The sequence below is a fragment of the Candidatus Chloroploca asiatica genome (genome assembly GCF_002532075.1).
GTDB lineage: Bacteria > Chloroflexota > Chloroflexia > Chloroflexales > Chloroflexaceae > Chloroploca > Chloroploca asiatica.
In genome coordinates, this window is sequence record NZ_LYXE01000086.1 from 1 (window position 1) to 18,647 (window position 18,647).

11 protein-coding genes are annotated in these 18,647 nt (G+C 59.6%); 2 read left to right on the forward strand and 9 right to left on the reverse strand.

Annotated elements, in window-relative coordinates; genetic code table 11:
* The 7 genes from A9Q02_RS10240 to A9Q02_RS10270 form a co-directional block, all read right to left on the reverse strand.
* Window positions 1-816 (reverse strand): tetratricopeptide repeat protein (locus A9Q02_RS10240; protein ID WP_141508825.1); only part of this gene is annotated, 816 nt, incomplete at its 3' end.
* A complete protein-coding gene (locus A9Q02_RS10245; protein ID WP_097652584.1) occupies window positions 813-2,534 on the reverse strand; it encodes a hypothetical protein in 1,722 nt (573 codons plus the stop codon). The genes A9Q02_RS10245 and A9Q02_RS10240, both read right to left, overlap by 4 nt.
* A complete protein-coding gene (locus tag A9Q02_RS10250) occupies window positions 2,531-4,420 on the reverse strand; it encodes a hypothetical protein (RefSeq protein ID WP_097652586.1) in 1,890 nt (629 codons plus the stop codon). The genes A9Q02_RS10245 and A9Q02_RS10250 overlap by 4 nt, the downstream gene beginning before the upstream one ends.
* Window positions 4,413-5,384 (reverse strand): AAA family ATPase, encoded by a 972-nt coding sequence (locus tag A9Q02_RS10255; RefSeq protein WP_342760472.1) that lies wholly within the window; start codon window positions 5,382-5,384, stop codon window positions 4,413-4,415. The genes A9Q02_RS10250 and A9Q02_RS10255 overlap by 8 nt, the downstream gene beginning before the upstream one ends.
* Before the next feature lie 995 nt (window positions 5,385-6,379).
* A complete protein-coding gene (locus A9Q02_RS10260) occupies window positions 6,380-7,453 on the reverse strand; it encodes a tyrosine-type recombinase/integrase (RefSeq protein ID WP_172450854.1) in 1,074 nt (357 codons plus the stop codon).
* A 186-nt stretch (window positions 7,454-7,639) separates the two neighbouring features.
* Window positions 7,640-8,293 (reverse strand): hypothetical protein, encoded by a 654-nt coding sequence (locus tag A9Q02_RS23690; RefSeq protein ID WP_141508827.1) that lies wholly within the window; start codon window positions 8,291-8,293, stop codon window positions 7,640-7,642.
* A 197-nt stretch (window positions 8,294-8,490) separates the two neighbouring features.
* Window positions 8,491-8,718 (reverse strand): hypothetical protein, encoded by a 228-nt coding sequence (locus A9Q02_RS10270; RefSeq protein WP_097652593.1) that lies wholly within the window; start codon window positions 8,716-8,718, stop codon window positions 8,491-8,493.
* 537 nt (window positions 8,719-9,255) lie between these two features.
* Between A9Q02_RS10270 and A9Q02_RS10275 the strand changes: the two genes are divergently transcribed.
* The gene (locus A9Q02_RS10275) at window positions 9,256-9,975 is read left to right on the forward strand and encodes a hypothetical protein (RefSeq protein WP_097652595.1); all 720 of its coding nucleotides are present in this window, start codon (window positions 9,256-9,258) and stop codon (window positions 9,973-9,975) included.
* A gap of 1,588 nt (window positions 9,976-11,563) precedes the next feature.
* On the opposite strand, the gene A9Q02_RS10285 is transcribed toward A9Q02_RS10275, so the two are convergent.
* Window positions 11,564-14,509, reverse strand: a complete 2,946-nt coding sequence (locus tag A9Q02_RS10285) for a TolB family protein (protein WP_172450856.1) — start codon at window positions 14,507-14,509, stop codon at window positions 11,564-11,566.
* 503 nt (window positions 14,510-15,012) lie between these two features.
* Here A9Q02_RS10285 and A9Q02_RS10290 point away from each other — a divergent pair.
* On the forward strand, window positions 15,013-15,663 hold the full coding sequence (locus A9Q02_RS10290; RefSeq protein WP_216361492.1) for an IS5 family transposase: 651 nt from the start codon (window positions 15,013-15,015) through the stop codon (window positions 15,661-15,663).
* Here A9Q02_RS10290 and A9Q02_RS10295 read toward each other — a convergent pair.
* Window positions 15,635-18,634 (reverse strand): Tn3 family transposase, encoded by a 3,000-nt coding sequence (locus A9Q02_RS10295; RefSeq protein WP_097652601.1) that lies wholly within the window; start codon window positions 18,632-18,634, stop codon window positions 15,635-15,637. The genes A9Q02_RS10290 and A9Q02_RS10295 overlap by 29 nt on opposite strands.
* Window positions 18,635-18,647: the final 13 nt, after the last annotated feature.

Sequence of the window (18,647 nt, forward strand, 5' to 3'; positions counted from 1 at the left end):
GGGGCCGAGCACGCGCTCGCGGATGTCCAGGGCGCGTTCATAGAGCGGACGGGCCGCGTCGTAGTTCCCTTGGGCATAGTGCAGGCCCGCGAGATTGTTGAGGCTTTGGGCGGTAGCGGGATGCTCGGGGCCGAACACCCGCTCGCGGATGTCCAGGGCGCGTTCGTAGAGCGGACGGGCCGCCGCATACTGCCCCTGCGCCCGGTAGAGTTCGGCGAGATTGTTCAGGCTGGTGGCGGTATCGGGATGCTCGGGGCCGAGCACGCGCTCGCGGATGTCCAGGGCGCGTTCGTAGAGCGGACGGGCCGCCGCGTACTGCCCCTGCGCCCGGTAGAGTTCGGCGAGATTGTTCAGGCTGGTGGCGGTAGCGGGATGCTCGGGGCCGAGCACGCGCTCGCGGATGTCCAGGGCGCGGGCGGCGTAGGCCTGGGCGGACGTATAGTTGCCCAGATGCCCCTCCATCGCCCCTGCTGCCACAATCGTGATCGACAACGCCAGTTGCCCCAAAGGTGCACCCCAGCCAGTGACGAGCATCACGTTGAGTTGATGCAGGCCTTCTGTCGTGCCGACAAAGAGCTGAAATTGGGCCGCGCCGTAGCTTCCGCCGAAGCGGTGCAGCACCACTGCGCCCGCGCCCAGAGCCTGGCTGCGTAGGTCTGGCCCACCTTCGAGCATACAATAGACCGCGTACTCTTCTTCGACGAAAGGCCAAGCTCCGCTGGTGCGCAGATCGACCGTGATTAGGTAACTCTGTCCGGCCACCGCCTCCCGCGGGAAATTCACGCTTGGCTCGACGCGCAGGGTTGCCTCACTCATGGTGTTTGCTCCAGGCGTAGCCGCAAGAGCGGGTTGCCGTAGTAGACGTAGACAGAACTGGCAAGGAAGCCAACCTCCAGATCTTGTTGTCGTTGGCGATAGGTTTGCCGCACCTGTTCTTGTTCATCCTCATGTGCCGCTGTAAAAGCCACCTTGGCCTCCTGACGCAACACGGCGCGGGCCTGAACATACTTGTTGCGCAGCTGCCGCAGCGCCTCTGAGGGTGAAACATCCTGGACGATCAACGCCACCAGTTCACCCGCAACCTGGGTGCGGATCGGATCTGGCAAGTGAGGTGCAGCCAGGGTTATTAGCCCATCGGCGACATTGCGCATCAGCGTGTTGGTCAACTGGTCAAAGCTGTGCTGCATCGTGGTTGTCCAGGTCGTCCCTGTCCCAACCAGCATGATGATCGGACGCCGACTGGTGAGACGATCACCAAGGAAATTGTTCTTCAGGCCGTTGATGAGCGCCGTGCAATGGTTTACATTCACACCGCTGAGGTAAATCAGCGCGAATGCATCTGGTTTTGCGAAGAGCCGTTCCCAGAGATTAACCATATCGGCAGCGTGGTCAGGGTTGAGCCGCTGCAGCGCATCGGGGAGCGGCTGGTTATCAAGGCTAAGCGCAAGCACGCGCCCGTTGCGTTCCTCGTCCTGAACAACGAGTTGGCGTGTGGTGAAGTCTACAAAACGCTCCCAGCGCACCAGCAAACCCTGGCACCCCAGGGACCTCTCCTGGTATTCAAGTAATTCCCAGGGCAAGCCACTCTTGGCAAGATCAAAAAGGGCATAGATCGGATTATCACGCTGCTGAAAGCGTTGCTGCCAAACCCAGAAATCCTCAAGTTGACCACTAGAGATGGCGCGGATGAGGGTCAAAAAACCTGGTTTTGATGCGCCCTGGGCCTGATCTAGCGTAAGATACGGGTAGGTTGCCGCGATGTCGAGCGAAAGCGCAATCTTTTGGGTGGGCACGTTCCCCTTGCAGAAGGGCAGGATCTCAAGCTGCTGCGCGGGCCGTTGCACGTAGATATAGGCCACATTGCTGGGGGCGACTGCTGGGTCGAGTAGTTTGAGTTCTTCAGCTCCAAGAAGTTTGATCTCCTCGCTGGAAAAGCCATCAGCTGAGGCAACCCCCTGTCCCTTGAGTTGCAGCTTCAGCGTGGTGACGTCCTGCTCGCCAAGCTCTTTGATCTTGCCATCCTCAACTTTCAGTCCGGCGCAGGCGTAGAGCACCAGGCGCAACGCCTGCGCCGGAACCTGAGCTGGAACATCGAAGCTGACGAGCCAATCGTGGCGTAGTTGCCGTGCCTCAGACAGATCAGCACTGGTGAGGGTTCGCGTCGGTGCGCACAGCAGCGTGACCGGTTCGTCGTCAGCGGCGCGCAAGAAGGCCAATCGGTATGTGAGGCTGTGATTGGCCACCAGTGCCTGACCAGCATGGCCTACGGTCTGGGTGGTCACCTGGATCTGATACGACTGCCCAGGGCTCAGGCTATAGACTACTTGCCCATGCCCATCCTGCACGCTCAGACTGGCATAGAGGGCGTTGCCGCTGCCCATATACACCGTGTCGGCCAAGATTTGGGTGCTGCTTGTCACTCCCCCACTGCCTGACATTTCCTGCACGCTGCCATCACGCTGCTGGCGCATGACCGCCCCTGCAGCCCCACGTGCGATGGCTGCGCCAATCGCAATGTTCTGCTCACCGCTCACAGCGTCACCTCTGCGTCAAGCGGGGTCATGACTGCCAGCGGGGCATGCATAGCCATGGCCAGCCGTCGGGCCAACTCCGGGTAGAGCCGTGGCTCGGGGACGATCAGCAGGCGTTCGACGTGGGACAGGCTGGCGAGTTGATGGGCAATGGTGAGCGCATCATCAAAGCCCTGCCGCCCAACCAGCCCACGCACCGCCCCGCTGTGGCTGGCCACCAGGGGCAGATTGCCGCGTCCGTCGCTCAGGACGACCAGGCGTGCCTGGCGTACCGCGCTGCGTCCACCTTGGATCAGGTGGCGCAGTTGCTGCAACGCCAGTTCGAGGCCGTGGGCCAGCGGTGTGCCATAGCCTGGGCCAGCGTTCAACGCAGTGTTGAGCTGCGGCACCAGTACGTTCGGCGCATTGAGCAGCGTGGCGCGCAACGGGTGTGCGGCATCCTGTGCGCCTACCTGCACCAGTGTCACCGCTGCCCGCGCCTGGTAGGCCCAGAGAATGTGCGGCATGAGCACATCAACCCAAGCAAAACCTGTCCGGCAGGTATGATCCACCACCAGCACTAGTTGCTGCTCGATCACCGGGGCACGCCGGTTGCGTCGCAGATCGCCGGGGTGCAGCCGTAAGCGCCCAGGGCACATCTCGGCCCCTCCCTGGCGCATGCGCTGCCACTTCGCCGCCTCGATCAAGGTCGCCACCAGAGCCAGATCCTCGGTCGTCGTGGTCTGCTCCACCCCGATGATCGGGCCGGAGGCCGAGGGACTGGCCCGGAAGCGTCGCGACGGCATGCGCAACGGTTCACTCGCCTGTTGGCGTGGACTATCCTCTGGGTAGAGCCGCATATTCAGGCCGGGAAAGGTTGCTTCCATCCCGCCCACCAGCGTTTCGGGGCCGGGATCGCTGCCAGGAGCAACGGGCTCGTAGGAGCCAGGGCCACCCTCTGTTGCAGCGTCCGCTGGCTGCGGTGTGGATTCCACCATACCAGACCCTTCTGAACCACTGCCGGTTTGGTCTGGTTTCGGAGGCGTTCCCGGAGCACCATCCCCTGGCTGTACTTGCTCAGGTGACCGTTCAGTCCGTGTTTGACCCTGGCTGACTTCACGCAACAGGTCGGTCGGCGTCTTGCCTTCCAGCCGAGCTAGGGCCATGATCAGGCGCGCAAAGCCCACAGCCCGCCGTGAACTCTCGGCGTCCGCTGCATCGGGGAAAAGTTGGAGCACATTTGCGGCCACGTCGGACTCAGGGCATGCCAGGGGGCGTTGCATCGCCGCGCCAATCTGCGCCAGCACCGCTGGCGGCAGCGTAAAAGGCGGTGGCTCCGCTTGCTCTGTCACGACCTGCGTACGCAGCGCCTGGACGCGATTTGGCTCACGCAGAACCTCGCCTTCGACACGCAGCGCAAAGCGGTCGAGCAGATGCGGCGCAACCTGAGGCAGTTCAGCAGCGCGACAGGCCGCCAGCCAGCAGATCTGGGAGCGCCAGCGCCGCGACTGGCCGTGACGTTCCAGGCGTGCATCAGGGTTATCGAGCAAGCTCACACAGGCACGCTGGCCCACCAGTCCAAGTTGGGCCAGGTCGGGGATGAGTACCAGAGGAATGTTGTTGGCGTTGGTAAGTTCGCGGGTGAGCAGGCCGGGCAGCCAGGTAATTGGTGGCCCGTCAGGCACAGGGTTGAAGGCAAGGCCACCCCAGAGCGTATCTTCGTCCTGGGCCAGCGCCATGTTGATCAGTTCAACCGGCCGCCCCTCGGCCGCCGTGAGGGCCTCGGCAAACGCAGCGGCAACAGTGCGCAACTGGCCCGGCGGCAGGTCAACCAGCAAGATGCGGCGCAGCGCCGGACTAACCGCAGCGGCGGCGAAGTTGCGGGCAAGGCTGTCAGGTAACTCAGCCATGGGTGTTGAGCCGCTCGCGGATCAACTGATCATCCTCGGGTTCGCGCCAGAAAGCCTGGGCACCCTGACTGGCCTCGACGCGGCGATGCTGGAGGGCCAGGCGTGCCACCTTAGCTAGGTGCTCGGTCGTAACCTGGGGCGCTTCTTCAAGGGCTGCTAGGGCCCGTGCAGCGATGAGCATCACTAGGTCGCCACGATGGCCCTGCATTTCAAAAGCCGTCGCCGCTGCAATACATGGATCGACTGCCGCCGCCACATCTACGGTGATCAGGCGATCCTTGGCGGCCAGCAACCGCTGGGCATACACCGCATCCTGTTCGGCGTGGGCCAGCACCACCCTGACTGCCTCCGGTTCATCGGCCAGGGCCGCATCATAGGTCAGCACGGCATGGATAATACTAGCCCGCTGCTCAGTCTGGCGATCAGCCTCAGCATAGACCATCAGCCCGAAGCGGTCGAGCAACTGCGGGCGCAGCAACCCTTCTTCCGGATTCATCGTGCCAACCAGGCTAAAGCGCACCCGCGCCTCTTCACGGATGCCATCGCGCTGGATTGAAAGCACCCCGGTCGAAGCGACATCGAGAATGATATTGACGATATGGTCATCGAGCAGATTGACCTCGTCAATGTAAAGCATGCGACCGTCAGCCTCTTGCAGCAACCCCTCCTGGCGTTCGGCGTAGCCCTCCATCAGCCGCTTGATCTGCCAGCCACCGACCACGCGATCCTCAGTCGCATTGATCGGCAATGTCACTGGGAGGTGCAGGTACAGCATCTGGGCAAAGGCGCGCACAACAGTAGATTTCCCGGTGCCACGCTGACCGCTGATCAGCACGCCACCGATGCGTGGCGCAATGAAGCTCAACTCCAGCGCGAGCTTCATTTGGTCTTGGCCGACAATCATGCTGTAGGGCATGATAGGTGATATAGTGGGCATTGACATAGGCAAAGTGAGCAGCTGCATTAGGTGGATTGACTAACTATAGTGTAGCACTGGTGTCAATGGAGGGTCACTTGCCCATGTTCAGGTTTCACTTTACGCCGTTGCGTTTTAGGATCTGCTTATGCATTGGCTCGGCAGTCAGCGTCAGTGCGAAGTCCCACCCACATCCAACTTTGGAGCACCGAGCACGCCCGCGCCTCATCGTACATACCGGTGCTATAGGCCCTCTACTAGGAAACGCGACCCCATAGTCAACCCCTCGTGAATAAATTCACGAGGGGTTGACTCAACTGATACCAGAAAGAACATTCTGGGACGACGACATGCAAGGGATCACGATGTCTACCTTGTTCCACGTTACAGTTTGATGCGGCTGGTGACACGAAGCTCGGATCAAGGCCTACTTGTTCTTCTTACTCGGTTTGATTGTCTGCTGGTACGTCGTCTTGGGGCTTTTCTTCAGCTGATCGTTGGACACAAACCGTCCCGTGTCCGCGCTCTTATTGACTGTCTTAGGAGTTTTCGACATCTGCCGTTTCTTTCTAGCTTTCTGTAGCGTGGGTTCAGGGCCATACATGCATTATCCGATACCAAGTACATACAATACAATAGCTCAAAGGTACTACCTCACCATGATACCTGGGCTCTGTGCAACAGAGGAACAGAAAACGCAATAATCGTTGCCGTGGACGAGCCCCCTTTCTTGCCACGAGAATCCGTAGCAGAGGCCACTCGCTGCGCTGAAGATCCTCCGGCAGGCTAAAACTGCAGGGGTAACAGTCGAGATACGTGTAAAAACGGAAGGGAAGCGCTGCGAAGAGAGATGTTGGGCAAGTGAACATCCCAACGATGATGGAACGGATAAAACTCAAGGTACCCTAAGAACCGCCCAAACACGCACCGTGGTCGTGGACGGCGTAACGGCGACGCAAGCCCAGGTGTGATCAACGACAGCCCCAGGTTTCCCAGCGCATTCCAGCGCTTCCGCTGCATCAGCCGCACGCCCCCGCGACCCCTCAGGCCCCGCCATCCGGCGGCTCTTCCTCGTCCGCGGCGGCCAGTTTCACCCGCTCATTGGCAATCACCGCCGCTTCAATGTAGCGGCGCGGCATCGCCAGACTGCTCCACCCCCCCGCTTCTTGCAACGCCAGCGGATCCGTCCCGGCCCGCGCCGCCCGCGTCGCCCAGTCGTGCCGACAATCATGCGGGCTCAGCCCCGCCACGCCGACCCGTTGGCCCAAGAGACGCACGCGGTCGCGGAGACCCTGGATGGAAATGGGGCCGCCGAGGTTGACCGCGCGCGGGCCCGTGGTGGCGCGAAGCACCTGGCCTTCCGTGCGCAGATCGCCCGCCGCGGCGTAGCGCCGGACGGCGCGGAGGGTGTCCCCCGTCAGGCGGTGGGTCTGCGTGGCATCCACTTTGCGCCGATAGAAGCGCAGCAGGCCCCGTTCCAGGTCAAGATCGCGTACCTGGAGATCGGCGACTTCGGAGACGCGCAGCCCGTGATCGAGCAGCAGGCACATCAGCACCGCATCGCGCCGTCCCTGCGGCGTCTCCGCGTGCTCATGCTTGAGGCGGCGCACCTGAGTTGCCGTGAGCTTCGTCGGGGCCTCTTTTTTGGCCCCCCGGCGCGTCGTCGTGCGCTGCGCATCACGGTTGCGGCCAGCCTTGGAGCGTGGGGCCGGCGCTTTGACCGTCTGGATCAACGCCAGCGCCTCCGGGCTGAGGGTGCCCGCACGGGTGGCCTGGATGCAGTAGACCCGGATCGTCGCCAAGGCCCGCGCGATGCTCGCCAAACTATAACCAGCGGTCTCTTGCCACCGCAGGAACCCTTCGACGAGGCCCCAGGTCACATGCGTCCAGGCGCTGGGTTCCGTGGCCCACGCCGCGTCCTTGGCTTCCCCCACGCCGACGGCAGTGAGATAGCGCTGCCAGCGGGCCAGGTCAGCATCCTGCGCCCGGCGGGTCTGTGCGGCAAGCTCGGCGCGGTAGCGGGCGAAAACGCCGTGCGCCGCAGCTTGGTCAGCCGCCGCCGCCGCACGCGCCAGCGTGTCGGGCGCGGGAAGACTGAGGGCATGATCATCAAGCATGGGCGACCTCATCAAGGCGTCGATACAGTTGGCGGGCACGAGACCCGTGGGCGGACGGCCCGGCCCCGGCGTGACGCGCAGCGGGCCAGGGCGCTGGCGTTCATTATACCGTGATAAGGCCGTATTATCAAGGGGTTGTTCGCCCCCCGACGGCTACCGGCGAGCCTGCCCCATCCTCCCCGCAGATCAAGTAAAATAGAGCAGCTCTGTTTTCTGTGAAAGACGCCGCCCATGCAGCTCACCACCGTGACCGTCATCAACGGCCACCTCGCCGCCGCCGAGGACACCGTCCCTAGCACGCTCGCCGTCGCGCCGCATGCCCCCGACGCCCCACGCGGCCTCTTCGTCACCCTCGTGAGCGTGGAAGATGCCGCGTACGATCTTGCCTACGCCGCCGTGATCTGCGGGGCGCTGCACCTCGATGCGGCGCAGCGTCCCGTGGCCGTCGATCTGCTCCACCCGCTGACCACCCTCACCCTGGTCGAGCAGGCGACCCTGCGGAACCACCTGATCCAGCAGGCATGGCGGGCCTGGGCGCGTGCTCCGCACCATGTGCGCACCCTGCTCGGGTGTCCCGCCGCCCCGCTGCGCCTGGCGGACGCCGCCCGCCAGCTCGGGTACCCCTTGCCCACCCTTGCCAAGGCCGCCGCAGAGGATCGGCTGCCCACCATCCATGTCGGCGACCGTCACCTGGTCTACCTCGCCACCGTGACGGAGGCGCACGACCGGGGGCTGCTGCACGATCAGCGCGGGCGGCCCCCGCGCAAGAGAACGCCGAGGCGCTGAGCCGGTGGGGGTCGCCCGCTGCGGCGGTTCCCTGTTGGTGTCACAAGGGCGCATATGTGCCTTTGTTGCGCATATTCTGCGCCACCAGCACGGTCTCAGCGGCCATCCTTGCCCCACCACCCGCGTGCCTGCCCGTGGCCCCCGCAGCGCACGACGACCAGTGGGGTGAAGCGGCCAAGCGCCAAGCGGTCGCGGGTGGCGGTGGGCCTTGCAGGATGCCAGCGCACAATGCGTCGGGGCGTAGCGCAGGCTCAGTTCCGCTGCCAGGCCCGCCGCTGCCGACACCGCGTGCAGAGGCCGTCCGCGCCCTGGCGCTCCGCTGCCGTCAGCACAGCTTCGCAGCCAAAACAGCGGCTCAACAATGCGACGAAGAACTGGCGATCTTCCGCGTCGACGAGGGCCAGATAATGACTCGTCAGCGCTTCGATCGTCAGGCGGGCGAGCACAAAGCGGGCATAACGCTGTGGGGTTGGTTCCATGCTTCCCTCCGCTCGGGGGCGTGGGCACGCGCCCTTCGCGTACCTCTCTCTATAAAGGATAGACCGCTGCCGGTCGCCAAAAGATACGGGGATGGGGCAAGGAAAGCTGATGATCTTCGATTCGCGTGCGCGTGATCGTCACCGGCACGCCGCAGCATCAGTGCAGCCCTGGGTGGACAGCGTGAACCCTGGCATGGTCGTCCCAGCCTATGCGCCGCGCCCCCGTAGATAGCAGGCTAGACCGCTACCGGTCACCGTGATGTGCATACAAAAAATTGTTGTGCGTAGCAAGAAGATATAGACACACAACAAATCAGTAGATCGCACGACCATTCCACCAGGTCGCACTGCACGCCCCCGGCTTGCCTTCTTAAGCTAGGTGCCGCAGGTGGGTTGACGCAAGCCGCTGGCTACTATACAATAGTTGTGTGTTAAAAGTATAGGACTACACACAACTTATAAAGATAACCCAGGGATCCTGATAGGCTGGGCAATCGATGCTCGTCGTGTGTCCTTAAAATAGAACGACACACCACCATGAGCCGCACCCTTCATCGTCAAGAACGCGCCAGGCGTGCCAACGAGCGGGCGAAACGGCGGAGGGATCTGCTGACCCAGGCCGAGCAGGTGCGGGCCGACCTAGCGCGAACCGCCCGCGACTGTGCCATGTTCGCCTTTGGCCCTGGCGATGAACCACGCGCTGAGCGGCTCGATGCCCACCTCGCCCGCCTGGAAGCCGCGCACGCCGCGCTGCGCCTGGCGCACATCGTCCTCACCGAAGACCACCCGGCGCACCTGGGCCCCCTGCCTGACGAGCTTCAGGCAGCACTCGGACGTTGGAAACGCGCCAGCGAAGGCTGGTGGGAAGCGCGGCTCATCTGGCGGCTACGGCTCCAGATCACGGTCGATCCCACCACCAACCGCCTCAGTCTCACCCTTGTCTTGCGCCCCTTCGGCCCCTACTACTACCGGCATTGGCGCCAAGAAGGCACCCAGCATACCCAGTACCTTGGGCGCAAGCGGCCAGACGACTATCCTGAAGATCAGGAAGTCCTGGAACTGCCTCCGCCCGAACCGGTCGCCCCCGGCTCCGCCCTGGGCCAGGAAGCCATCGCCCTGGCCGAGCGGTTGGCCGTGCGCTACAACACAACCGAGGACATTGCGCAGCGCCAACGGGTGCTGCGGGTGCTGCGTGCAGCCGGGCGACGCGTGGAACGGCGGGTTCAGCAACAACCTTCTGGGACGAGTTGCAAGTGATGACGAGGCTCCTCGTATTACACGTTACCGCTTCATGCGGCTGGTGACACGAATCTCGGGTGAGGGCCCTGTTGCGTAGCGGTGGCGAAGCTGGTGCAGGGTACCAGGACTGTTAGGAGCGAAGATGTAATTTACAACGCTAACTGTATCCGTGTAGAAACTGGCTTTTTTTGGGCGGCAAACAAAACTCAAATCAGGGGTTGAAGCGATTCTCCGACAGGTTTCAGCCGGAAACTATCCCTGCTTCCACACCTTCTGGTCTCTCACGCAACTGCTTCACAGCTAACTTGTCCGAGTTTGATCGTACTGAGCCGAGTGTTCTCAGACGAGTTGATCCAAGAGCTAGATTCATGCTGCTGACTTTGTGAAATATTTCGATAACGTTGTAAATTGCACGTTCGCTCCTAACAGGCCTAAAGGATAGACCGCTGCCGGTCGTTAAAAGATACGGGGATGGGGCAAGGAAAGCTGATGATCTTCGATTCGCGTGCGGTCGTGATCGTCACCGGCCCCCCGCAGCATCAGTGCAGCCCTGGGTCGGCATCGACGCCATGCACGACCAAGCGTCAGAGCCGCAAAGTCGGCTTTGAACGACAGAGCCTCCTTTCGAGAGAGAGCCGGGCCGGATGATCGGCCTTGACCCGCGCTGCGTGTCACCAGCCGCCTGAAGCGGTACCGGGTCACCAGGTGGACAGCGTGAACCCTGGCATGGTCGTCCCAGCCTATGCGTCGCGCCCCCGTAGATGCAGGCTAGACCGCTGCCGGTCGCCAAACGATACGGGTATGGGGCAAGGAAATCTGACGCTCGCTCTATCCCTGATCGTGCGCAGGAGAAGCATGCCGGGAACCTGCCCACGCGCCGCACCGTGACCTAGCCAGCGGCGATTGCCCCGATCTCGCTCAGCATCGTCACAGAAACGCCGCACCACTAGTTCTCCCTCCAAATGCCCATCGACCAGGGTGAGTGGCCCCTGCTCACTGCTCAAGACCATGGTTCAGGAGGAGGGACTCCTACAGGTTCTCGTTTTTTGATGGTTTCCGTTCCGATTCTAGCGGGAGCCCAAGCATCCGTCGTTGTCAACTCGTGCCAGAAAGAACATGCTGGCACGACATGCCAACTTGTGCCACGTGAGCACTTTATGCGGCTGGTGACACGAAGTTTGGGTCAAGGCTCAGCAGCAAGCTCCAACGCCAGAGGAACGGGCCCATCTGGTGGCGGGCTTGATCCAGCGGTTTTGGAGAGGATACACGGAATCCTCACATTCAAGTAATTGTCCCTTTTCAAGGGTTATGTCTCTAACATCTGGCCTGTATTGGAAGCTGAAAGACATTGTGGATTTTGCTCCCATATCGGCATTTATTTTCTGTGGGTACAAGAATAAGATCGTGAAAGCAAGCAACAACAATACATGGTTCCTGGCTTTCATGGCGCTGGCATCAACCATGATCTAATTCCTGCCGATGAGATTTTGGCGCAATGGGCTGGTTGCCTATTGCGCCAAAATAGCGCAATACCTTGTTTAAAGAAGTGATTAGAGCTTTCCCTTTGGAATCACCTACAAGTCAGACGAATCCATACAGAATTTAATTACCTGAGGATAGCAGGCAAAAAAATCGTCCACGTGAACTGATTGCTCAAAGGAGCACATTGATCAATGGTGCCATTACTGCCAATATCTGTACATAACTCAATATCACCTTGTCCGTCCCAGGCACCAAAATCAAAATAGTGTGTGGCACCACCATTGACAAGGATGTTTTTATGAAGAAAGGTGGTTTCTCCAGAAGTACCAACACGAGAGATATTAACAGAGTAGGTGCTATTTTCGGCCATAGATTGATCAACAACTAGCAATCCCTCTGACATATTTGCCCAATAGCCCACTGTCTTGTTTGCTGCAATATCAGAGCCAATTACGGCGAAAGAGTAGCTTTGATCTGCCCCATCTAATGCCAATGTGACTGTTGCTTCTTTACTCTCACTGGCATTATAAGTTAGCAAAGAACCGTCTGAGGCAACTGTAATTTCATCGCTAGAGGTTGGCCTCAAGTTAATATCACTAACTACAGTAGCATAACTTGGCCCAAATTGCATCACAGATACTGTTTCTGTGGATGTAAGGGTTTGTCCATCAAGTGTGATTGTATAAGTGTCATTAAGAGGGAGGAAATAAGTTGGTTCTGCCTCGTCCAGCCCTAGTAGCATAGGCATAGCGTGAGCATCCTCGATTCCGTCAACAAAGATGCTTCCATCATAACCAAGTCGTTGTCCAACTTGATTGGTTATCAAGAGACGCCCACCAGTCGTCCACACTTCGGCTGAAATAACTGAAGTAGCATTGGTTGCCTGGTTACTACTGCCACACCAAGGACAGTCTGGCTGTTGAGTATGCAGCGAGATCGGAACATATCCCAACGAGTTTGTAGAAGCACTACCAGTCCAGGTCATGCTGCCACTGAGAGCGTAACTCCAAGTATTAGCCTGTGTGTCAACCACAACAAATCGGTTATTGTCATTGGGGTGATTATTGTCATAAACATAAATATGCACCGTCCCGTTTCCCTGATCTTCAATAGCGTAAGGCGTTATGGCGTGCCCAGAACGCATGTCCTGTCGATAAACAAACAAGATAAGCGGATCTGACATCGTGTACAAATCATTGACGATGGTGGCTGGCGATGCTTGTCTAATCTGCTGGATTTGTGTACCCACTGGGTTAGTCAATTGTAGGACAAAATAGTAGGCAATATTTCGCCTACTATTTGCAAGTGTCAAATCATATGTGTTACTTGCTCCAGACTGGAAATCGGAAGGCCTGTCGGTACCATCGAAAAAGCGAGAACTGGTAGCCGCCATGCCATAGCAATGCCCGCCGTTCATTGAACGGTTAGCGCGGTAGTGCCACAAGTCTGCTGATGGCTTAACAAAGCAGACACTCCCCGCCATCCAACAGACGTTATCCTGGCCAAACATCTGAACTAAAGAATCATACCGGTAATCATAGTCTCCAAATGGGAAGTTTCCTTCATAATTTTCAAACCCATATCCGTCAGGATTGGAGCGGAATCCGGCATCTTGAATAGATAGAATATTTGAGAGTGCGGAAGTATCACCGTTTGTATCAACAGATTTGATTGCGAAGTACCATCGCGTGTTTGTTGTTAGCGTACCAAAGGTCATGGTTTCAGAACTTCCAGGTGCTCCCGGTGTAGGTTCGCCAGAAATCTGGGTTGCACTTGTCCAGTTACCTTCACTTATTGGACTGTCCAGATAGCGAATATCATACTGAACAACAGAATTGCCGTCAGAATCACCTGGGGCCGTCCAATTGAGGCTTATTTCCCCTAAATTAGATGTTGGAGAGACACGTAGATCGTTTAGAGTAGGAGGCGATGTTCCCCAATCAACCTCGTGAACAAAGACATCCGCTGTAACGTTTGTATCATCACTGACAAGATTACTCTCAAATGATGTAAAAGCGACCAGAGACCCATCGTTAGAGATTGTCGGCAACCCTATCGGCCCATCACCAGGCCATAGCTTATCGGACGACCTTGCAATGTGTTTGGTCTGGCCGGTGGTTCGATCATGCACAAAGATGTCTGGCGAATTATCTGTATCACCGCTCAACACATTACTGGCAAGCGTTTCGAAGACAACGTAGCGTCCATCGCCAGACATCGTAGACGAAAAAGCCCACCCATTTGATTCGGTGCCATCAGAGCCAACCGAAACCCGGCTGGTTTGATTGGTTTGGCGGTCATAGACAAAAATATCGGCTTTACTGTTTGTGTCACCACTCACGAGATTCGTTGCCCAAGATGAGAATGTCACAGAGCTTCCATCAGCGGATATTGCGGCGGATCCGGAACCATCATTTGCCTGTACACCATTCAATCCTCCTGATACTCGGATTGTTTGTCCTGTTTGGCGATCATGCACAAAGATGTCACCTTTACCATTGGTATCGTCACTCACAAGATTTGTAGCATTAGAATCAAAAACAACATACCTTCCGTCAGCAGAAATAGCAGAGGACGAAGACGAAGAATGGCTATTGGCCTGTATGCCATCAGATGAAATGGAGACACGAGTCGTTTGGCTCGTTTGACGGTCATGGACAAAAATATCAAGAGTACCATTTGTGTCATTACGAACAAGGTTTGAGGCAAAAGATGAGAAAACTACATACCGTCCATCAGCAGAAATTGCAGGTGTATTCGAAAGCCCTACACCTGGCCCTGGAGAAAAATATCCACTAGCTTGAGTGCCGTTGGAACTTACGGAAACACGCGATGTCGTGCCTGTTTGGCGATCATGAACAAAAACATCCCGTTCATTATTTGTGTCTCCGCTGACAAGATTTGTAGCATCAGAGGTAAACGCCACAAAGCGTCCATCAGCTGAAATGGCTGGTTGGTAGGAATCTCCATTTGCTTGGGTAGCATTGGAGGCAAGAGAAACACGTGTCGTTTGCTGTGCCTCTCGATCATGGACGAAAATATCAATGCTTTGGTTTGTATCATTACTCACCAGATTGGTTGCCCAAGATGAGAATGCAACGTAGCGCCCATCCGCCGAGATCATCGAACTGTCAGACAAGCGATTCCCTTGTTCCCCACTTGAACTCACCGATACCCGCGTCGTAGAACCCGGTGCTGCATGGACGTGGCTTGGCTCGCGTACTACGGTAATTGAGGTAAGGAGGAGGCTGAGCACGAGGAGAAGACTGGAAAGAGTGTATGTGCGGGACATGGGTGACCTCGTTCTTATGGGCGTAGACAGCGTTACTGCTTGTCGCCCTTGATGTGATGGTAGGCTACGCTGGTGCCAAGCATGTGGGTTTGGGCACAACTGCTCCAAACTCGCATCCTGCGTCGCTGCGTTGAGCAAAGCGCAGCAGCGTTCTTTCCCGATGGAGTGACGGTTTGAGCTTAGAGTACTATGAATAAAGATATAATACTAGTCTCATTTTTGTCTAAGAAGCTGTCTGAAAAGGGTGGCGGTCGCCGGGCCATGTTGGGTACACTTGGAATATGAAGTACCAAACTTACCCAACAGACCTGACCGACCGCCAGTGGAATTGTATCAAAGATCTCATCCCTGCCGCCAAAGCCGGTGGTCGTCCGCGTCGTGTGGACATGCGCCACGTGATCAATGCCATCCTGTACGTCGTCGTGAGTGGAATTCAATGGCGGATGCTCCCGAAGGAGTATCCGAAGTGGAAGACCGTCTACCATTATTTCCGGATGTGGCGTAATGACGGCATCTGGCAACGCATCCATGATACGTTGCGAGCGCAGGTTCGCCGGAAAGCCGGGCGGCACAAACACCCAACGGCTGGCTGCCTCGATAGTCAAAGCGTCAAAACCACGGCGATTCCGGGCGAACGGGGGTATGATGCGGGGAAAAAAGTCACCGGACGGAAACGCCATATCCTCGTTGATACGATGGGGTTGCTGCTGGTGGTGGTCGTCACCGCAGCATCGGTCTCTGATCCCGCTGGGGCGCGGTTGCTGTTTGCCAAACTTGGCGGGGCAGGGAAGAAGTTGCGGCGCATCTGGGTGGATGGCACGTATCGCGGGAAGGTGGTAGCGTGGGTGATCGGGCTCCCGGTAGAATCGGAACGGAAAATCCCAATAAGCGAAATCGTGTACCTCAACTCTGACTCGTCGTCGTGGTATTGAGCGGATGCCATGCGCCCTGAGCGATGGGCTCTTGGAGGGCGAAGGTGTAGCGGCCCAAGACATTGATGTGGGCGTAGCCAAGCGGCGAGAGCCGCGCCACGTCGGCAGCGAGAACCGGCTGGCCAGTGGCGCGAAGATGATCCAGGACTCGCTCCATGTACATGGTGTTCCAGACAATGATCGCATTCACCACGAGACCGAGCGCCGTGAGCTGATCTTCTTGCCCTTCACGGTAACGTTGGCGCAATTCGCCCCGCTGCCCGTGGAAGACCACCCGGGCCAAGCGATTACGGCCCTCGCCGCGGTTGAGTTGGGTCAAAATCCGTCGGCGGTACGCTTCGTCGTTGAGGTAGTTCAGGAGGAAGAGGGTCTTGATCACCTGCCCGAGTTCCTGAAATGCGCGCGCGAGTTTCGTGGGCTGCTTGCCGCGCTGGAGGGTGCGCATCAGCGTTTCGATGTGACAGGATCCCATCGTCAGCGAACCAGCAATGCGCAGCATGTCGTCCCAGTGCTCGACGATGCGCTGGGGCTGGATACGATGGGTCGCCAGGTCGTTCAGCACGCCGTAGTCAGCTTTACGGTCGATGCGCCAGAAGCGCGCGCCGCCAATGTCGCGCAGCCGGGGGCTGAACTGGAAGCCAAGCAGCCAGAGCAGCCCAAAGATGATATCGGTGTACGCTCCGGTATCGGTCATAATCTCGCGGGGATGCAGTGGGGTCTGCTGGCCGAGCAGGACGCTGAGTAACACCAGGGAGTCACGCAGGGTGCCGGTAACGACCATGCCGTGCAGCCCGCTATACTGATCGGCAGTGAGGTTGTAGAAGGTGATGCCACGCTCCTTCCCGAAATACTCCGGGTTTGAGGCGGCATGCACGGTGCGCAAGGGCACCACAAAGCGCACCCCATCGGCGGAAGCGACCTCGCCATGCCCCCACTGCTGGGTGAGCGGGAGCTGACGGTGGGCCTCAACGAGCTGGGCATTGGCCTGCTGGAGGGTCTCGCTGCGCACGAAGTGCTGCTGCACCCAGCGGAGCCGATCCTCCCGGAGCGCTGGGATGGTTGGGCTGATCAGGGGGGCGAGGCCAATGTTGCAGGCATCGCCTACCAGGATTGCGCAAAGGCTGACAGCCAAGCGCTCGACGGTGGGAGGACGTTCGTTCAGGTGGGTGAAAGCGTCGAGGAAGCCCGTGCGCTGATGGACTTCCAGCAGGAGTTCGGGGAGGTCAACGCGTGGAAGGAGCGTGGCGACCTGATCGCGCAGCGCAATGAGGCTGGCTGGCTCTTCCAAGCGTTCGAGGGGGCTCAGCACCAAATCCGGTTTGCCATCCACCGTCGTGATCGTCACGGCGGCATTGGTCGGGAGGGCGGCAACCGTGGTTGCATAGGCGTGGGCGAGCTTCTCGGTAAGGTGGGCCATCGCCTGCTCGCCGTCGGCGGGATGATTCAAGGCCCGACAGACCTGCGCGCGGGCCGCCTCCCAAGCGTCGCCGTGGAGCATGCCCAGGCGTGGGTCGGCGTAGCGCAGGCTGGGCGTCACGAACACCTCACGCCGACGGATTGCGGTGACGAGTTGATCCAGGACGCAGTAGGTGTAGCCAATGCGGTCAGCCTGTTTGTCGGTGATGAGCGCATAGGGACGCCATGCGGAGGTGACCACCTGGAGCGGGGCATCCGCGAAGGTGGTACTGCGGCGTTTTTCGACCCGTTGGAGGTACTGGTAGGCGTGCAGGACGCGCTTCCCAGCGGGGAGGGCATCGAACTGCATGGTGGCAAACAGGCGTGGGCGAAAGCGGCTCACCCGCCGGTAGCGATCCACCAGCGCGTCGTACGTCGTATCGGCCGGAGGGCGGGCCAGGGCGCGTACGCGGGCCACCACATCGGTCAGCGTGGTGGCCGCAACCTGAGCGGATACCGCCGTACGCACATCCGCCGCCGCAATGGCGGGGTCAAGGATGATCGTGGCGACCTCGGCCAAGCACAGCGCGGCGGTATCCAGATCGTGCAGGGTGCGCAAACGGGTCTGCGTCCCGGCCTTGGTTGCCTCGGCGAGCAGGGCGCTCAGCACTTCGTCGAGGAGATCAAGGATAGAGTCGTGCGCCAACGCGACGAGGCTATGCAGAGCGGCACGCAGGGTCGCGGCCCGGCGTGGCGCGGACATGCGCGCGAGCGTCTGGGCCTTGGCGGTCAGCGCCACGCGCGCCAGGGCATGCAGCCGGCTGTGGGGGATGCGTGGCGGCAGCGCGGGGGTGAGGGGCAGAGTGCGGATGTGGGTCAGGTGGTTTAGGGCATCGAGAAGGCCCTGACTACTGGGCATGCTGGGGAGGCGCCGAATCTGCTCGAACGGCGTGAGCGTGGCATCGGGGGTGACGACGAGCAGCGTATCAAGCTGCTGGCATTGGGCTGGGGTGAGGTCACGGGTCAGCATGCGCCACACGCGTTCGCTAGCCCGATCGCGCACCCGGGCCACATCGCGCGCCAGCGTGGTGATGCCGGGGAGCAGCACCTGCGCGGCGCGGAGCCAGATGACCGCACGCTCGAAGAGCAGACTGGGACGTTCGGTGCCCAGCCAGGCCCGCGTAAAGAGCCAGCGCAGGAAGCGTCGCTTGCGCTGCGGATCGGGGTAGTCGACATAGCCGTAACGCGCGCGAATGTCGACGGTGTGGAGCCACCGCATGTCCGAGCCCTGGTAGCGGGCCAGGTGGTCGGAGGGCGTGATGGCGAGTTGCTGCGCGAGGGTCGTCACCAGAATGGGTGGGACATCGGCAGGGTTCTGGCGAAACGTGCCGGTGCAGCGGACGGTGGCAAGTTGCACGGCGTAGCCGAGGCGTGTATGATCAGCACGCAGCGCGGCGATGACGGCCCGATCGGTGGCGTCAAGATAGGCGTGGCGGGCAAGGTCGTCGGCGGAGAGGGGCTCAGGGAAGGCGGCATAGCGCGCCTCTTGAGCGGGTGAGAGATACGTGACGGGCACGATGGAACCTCAG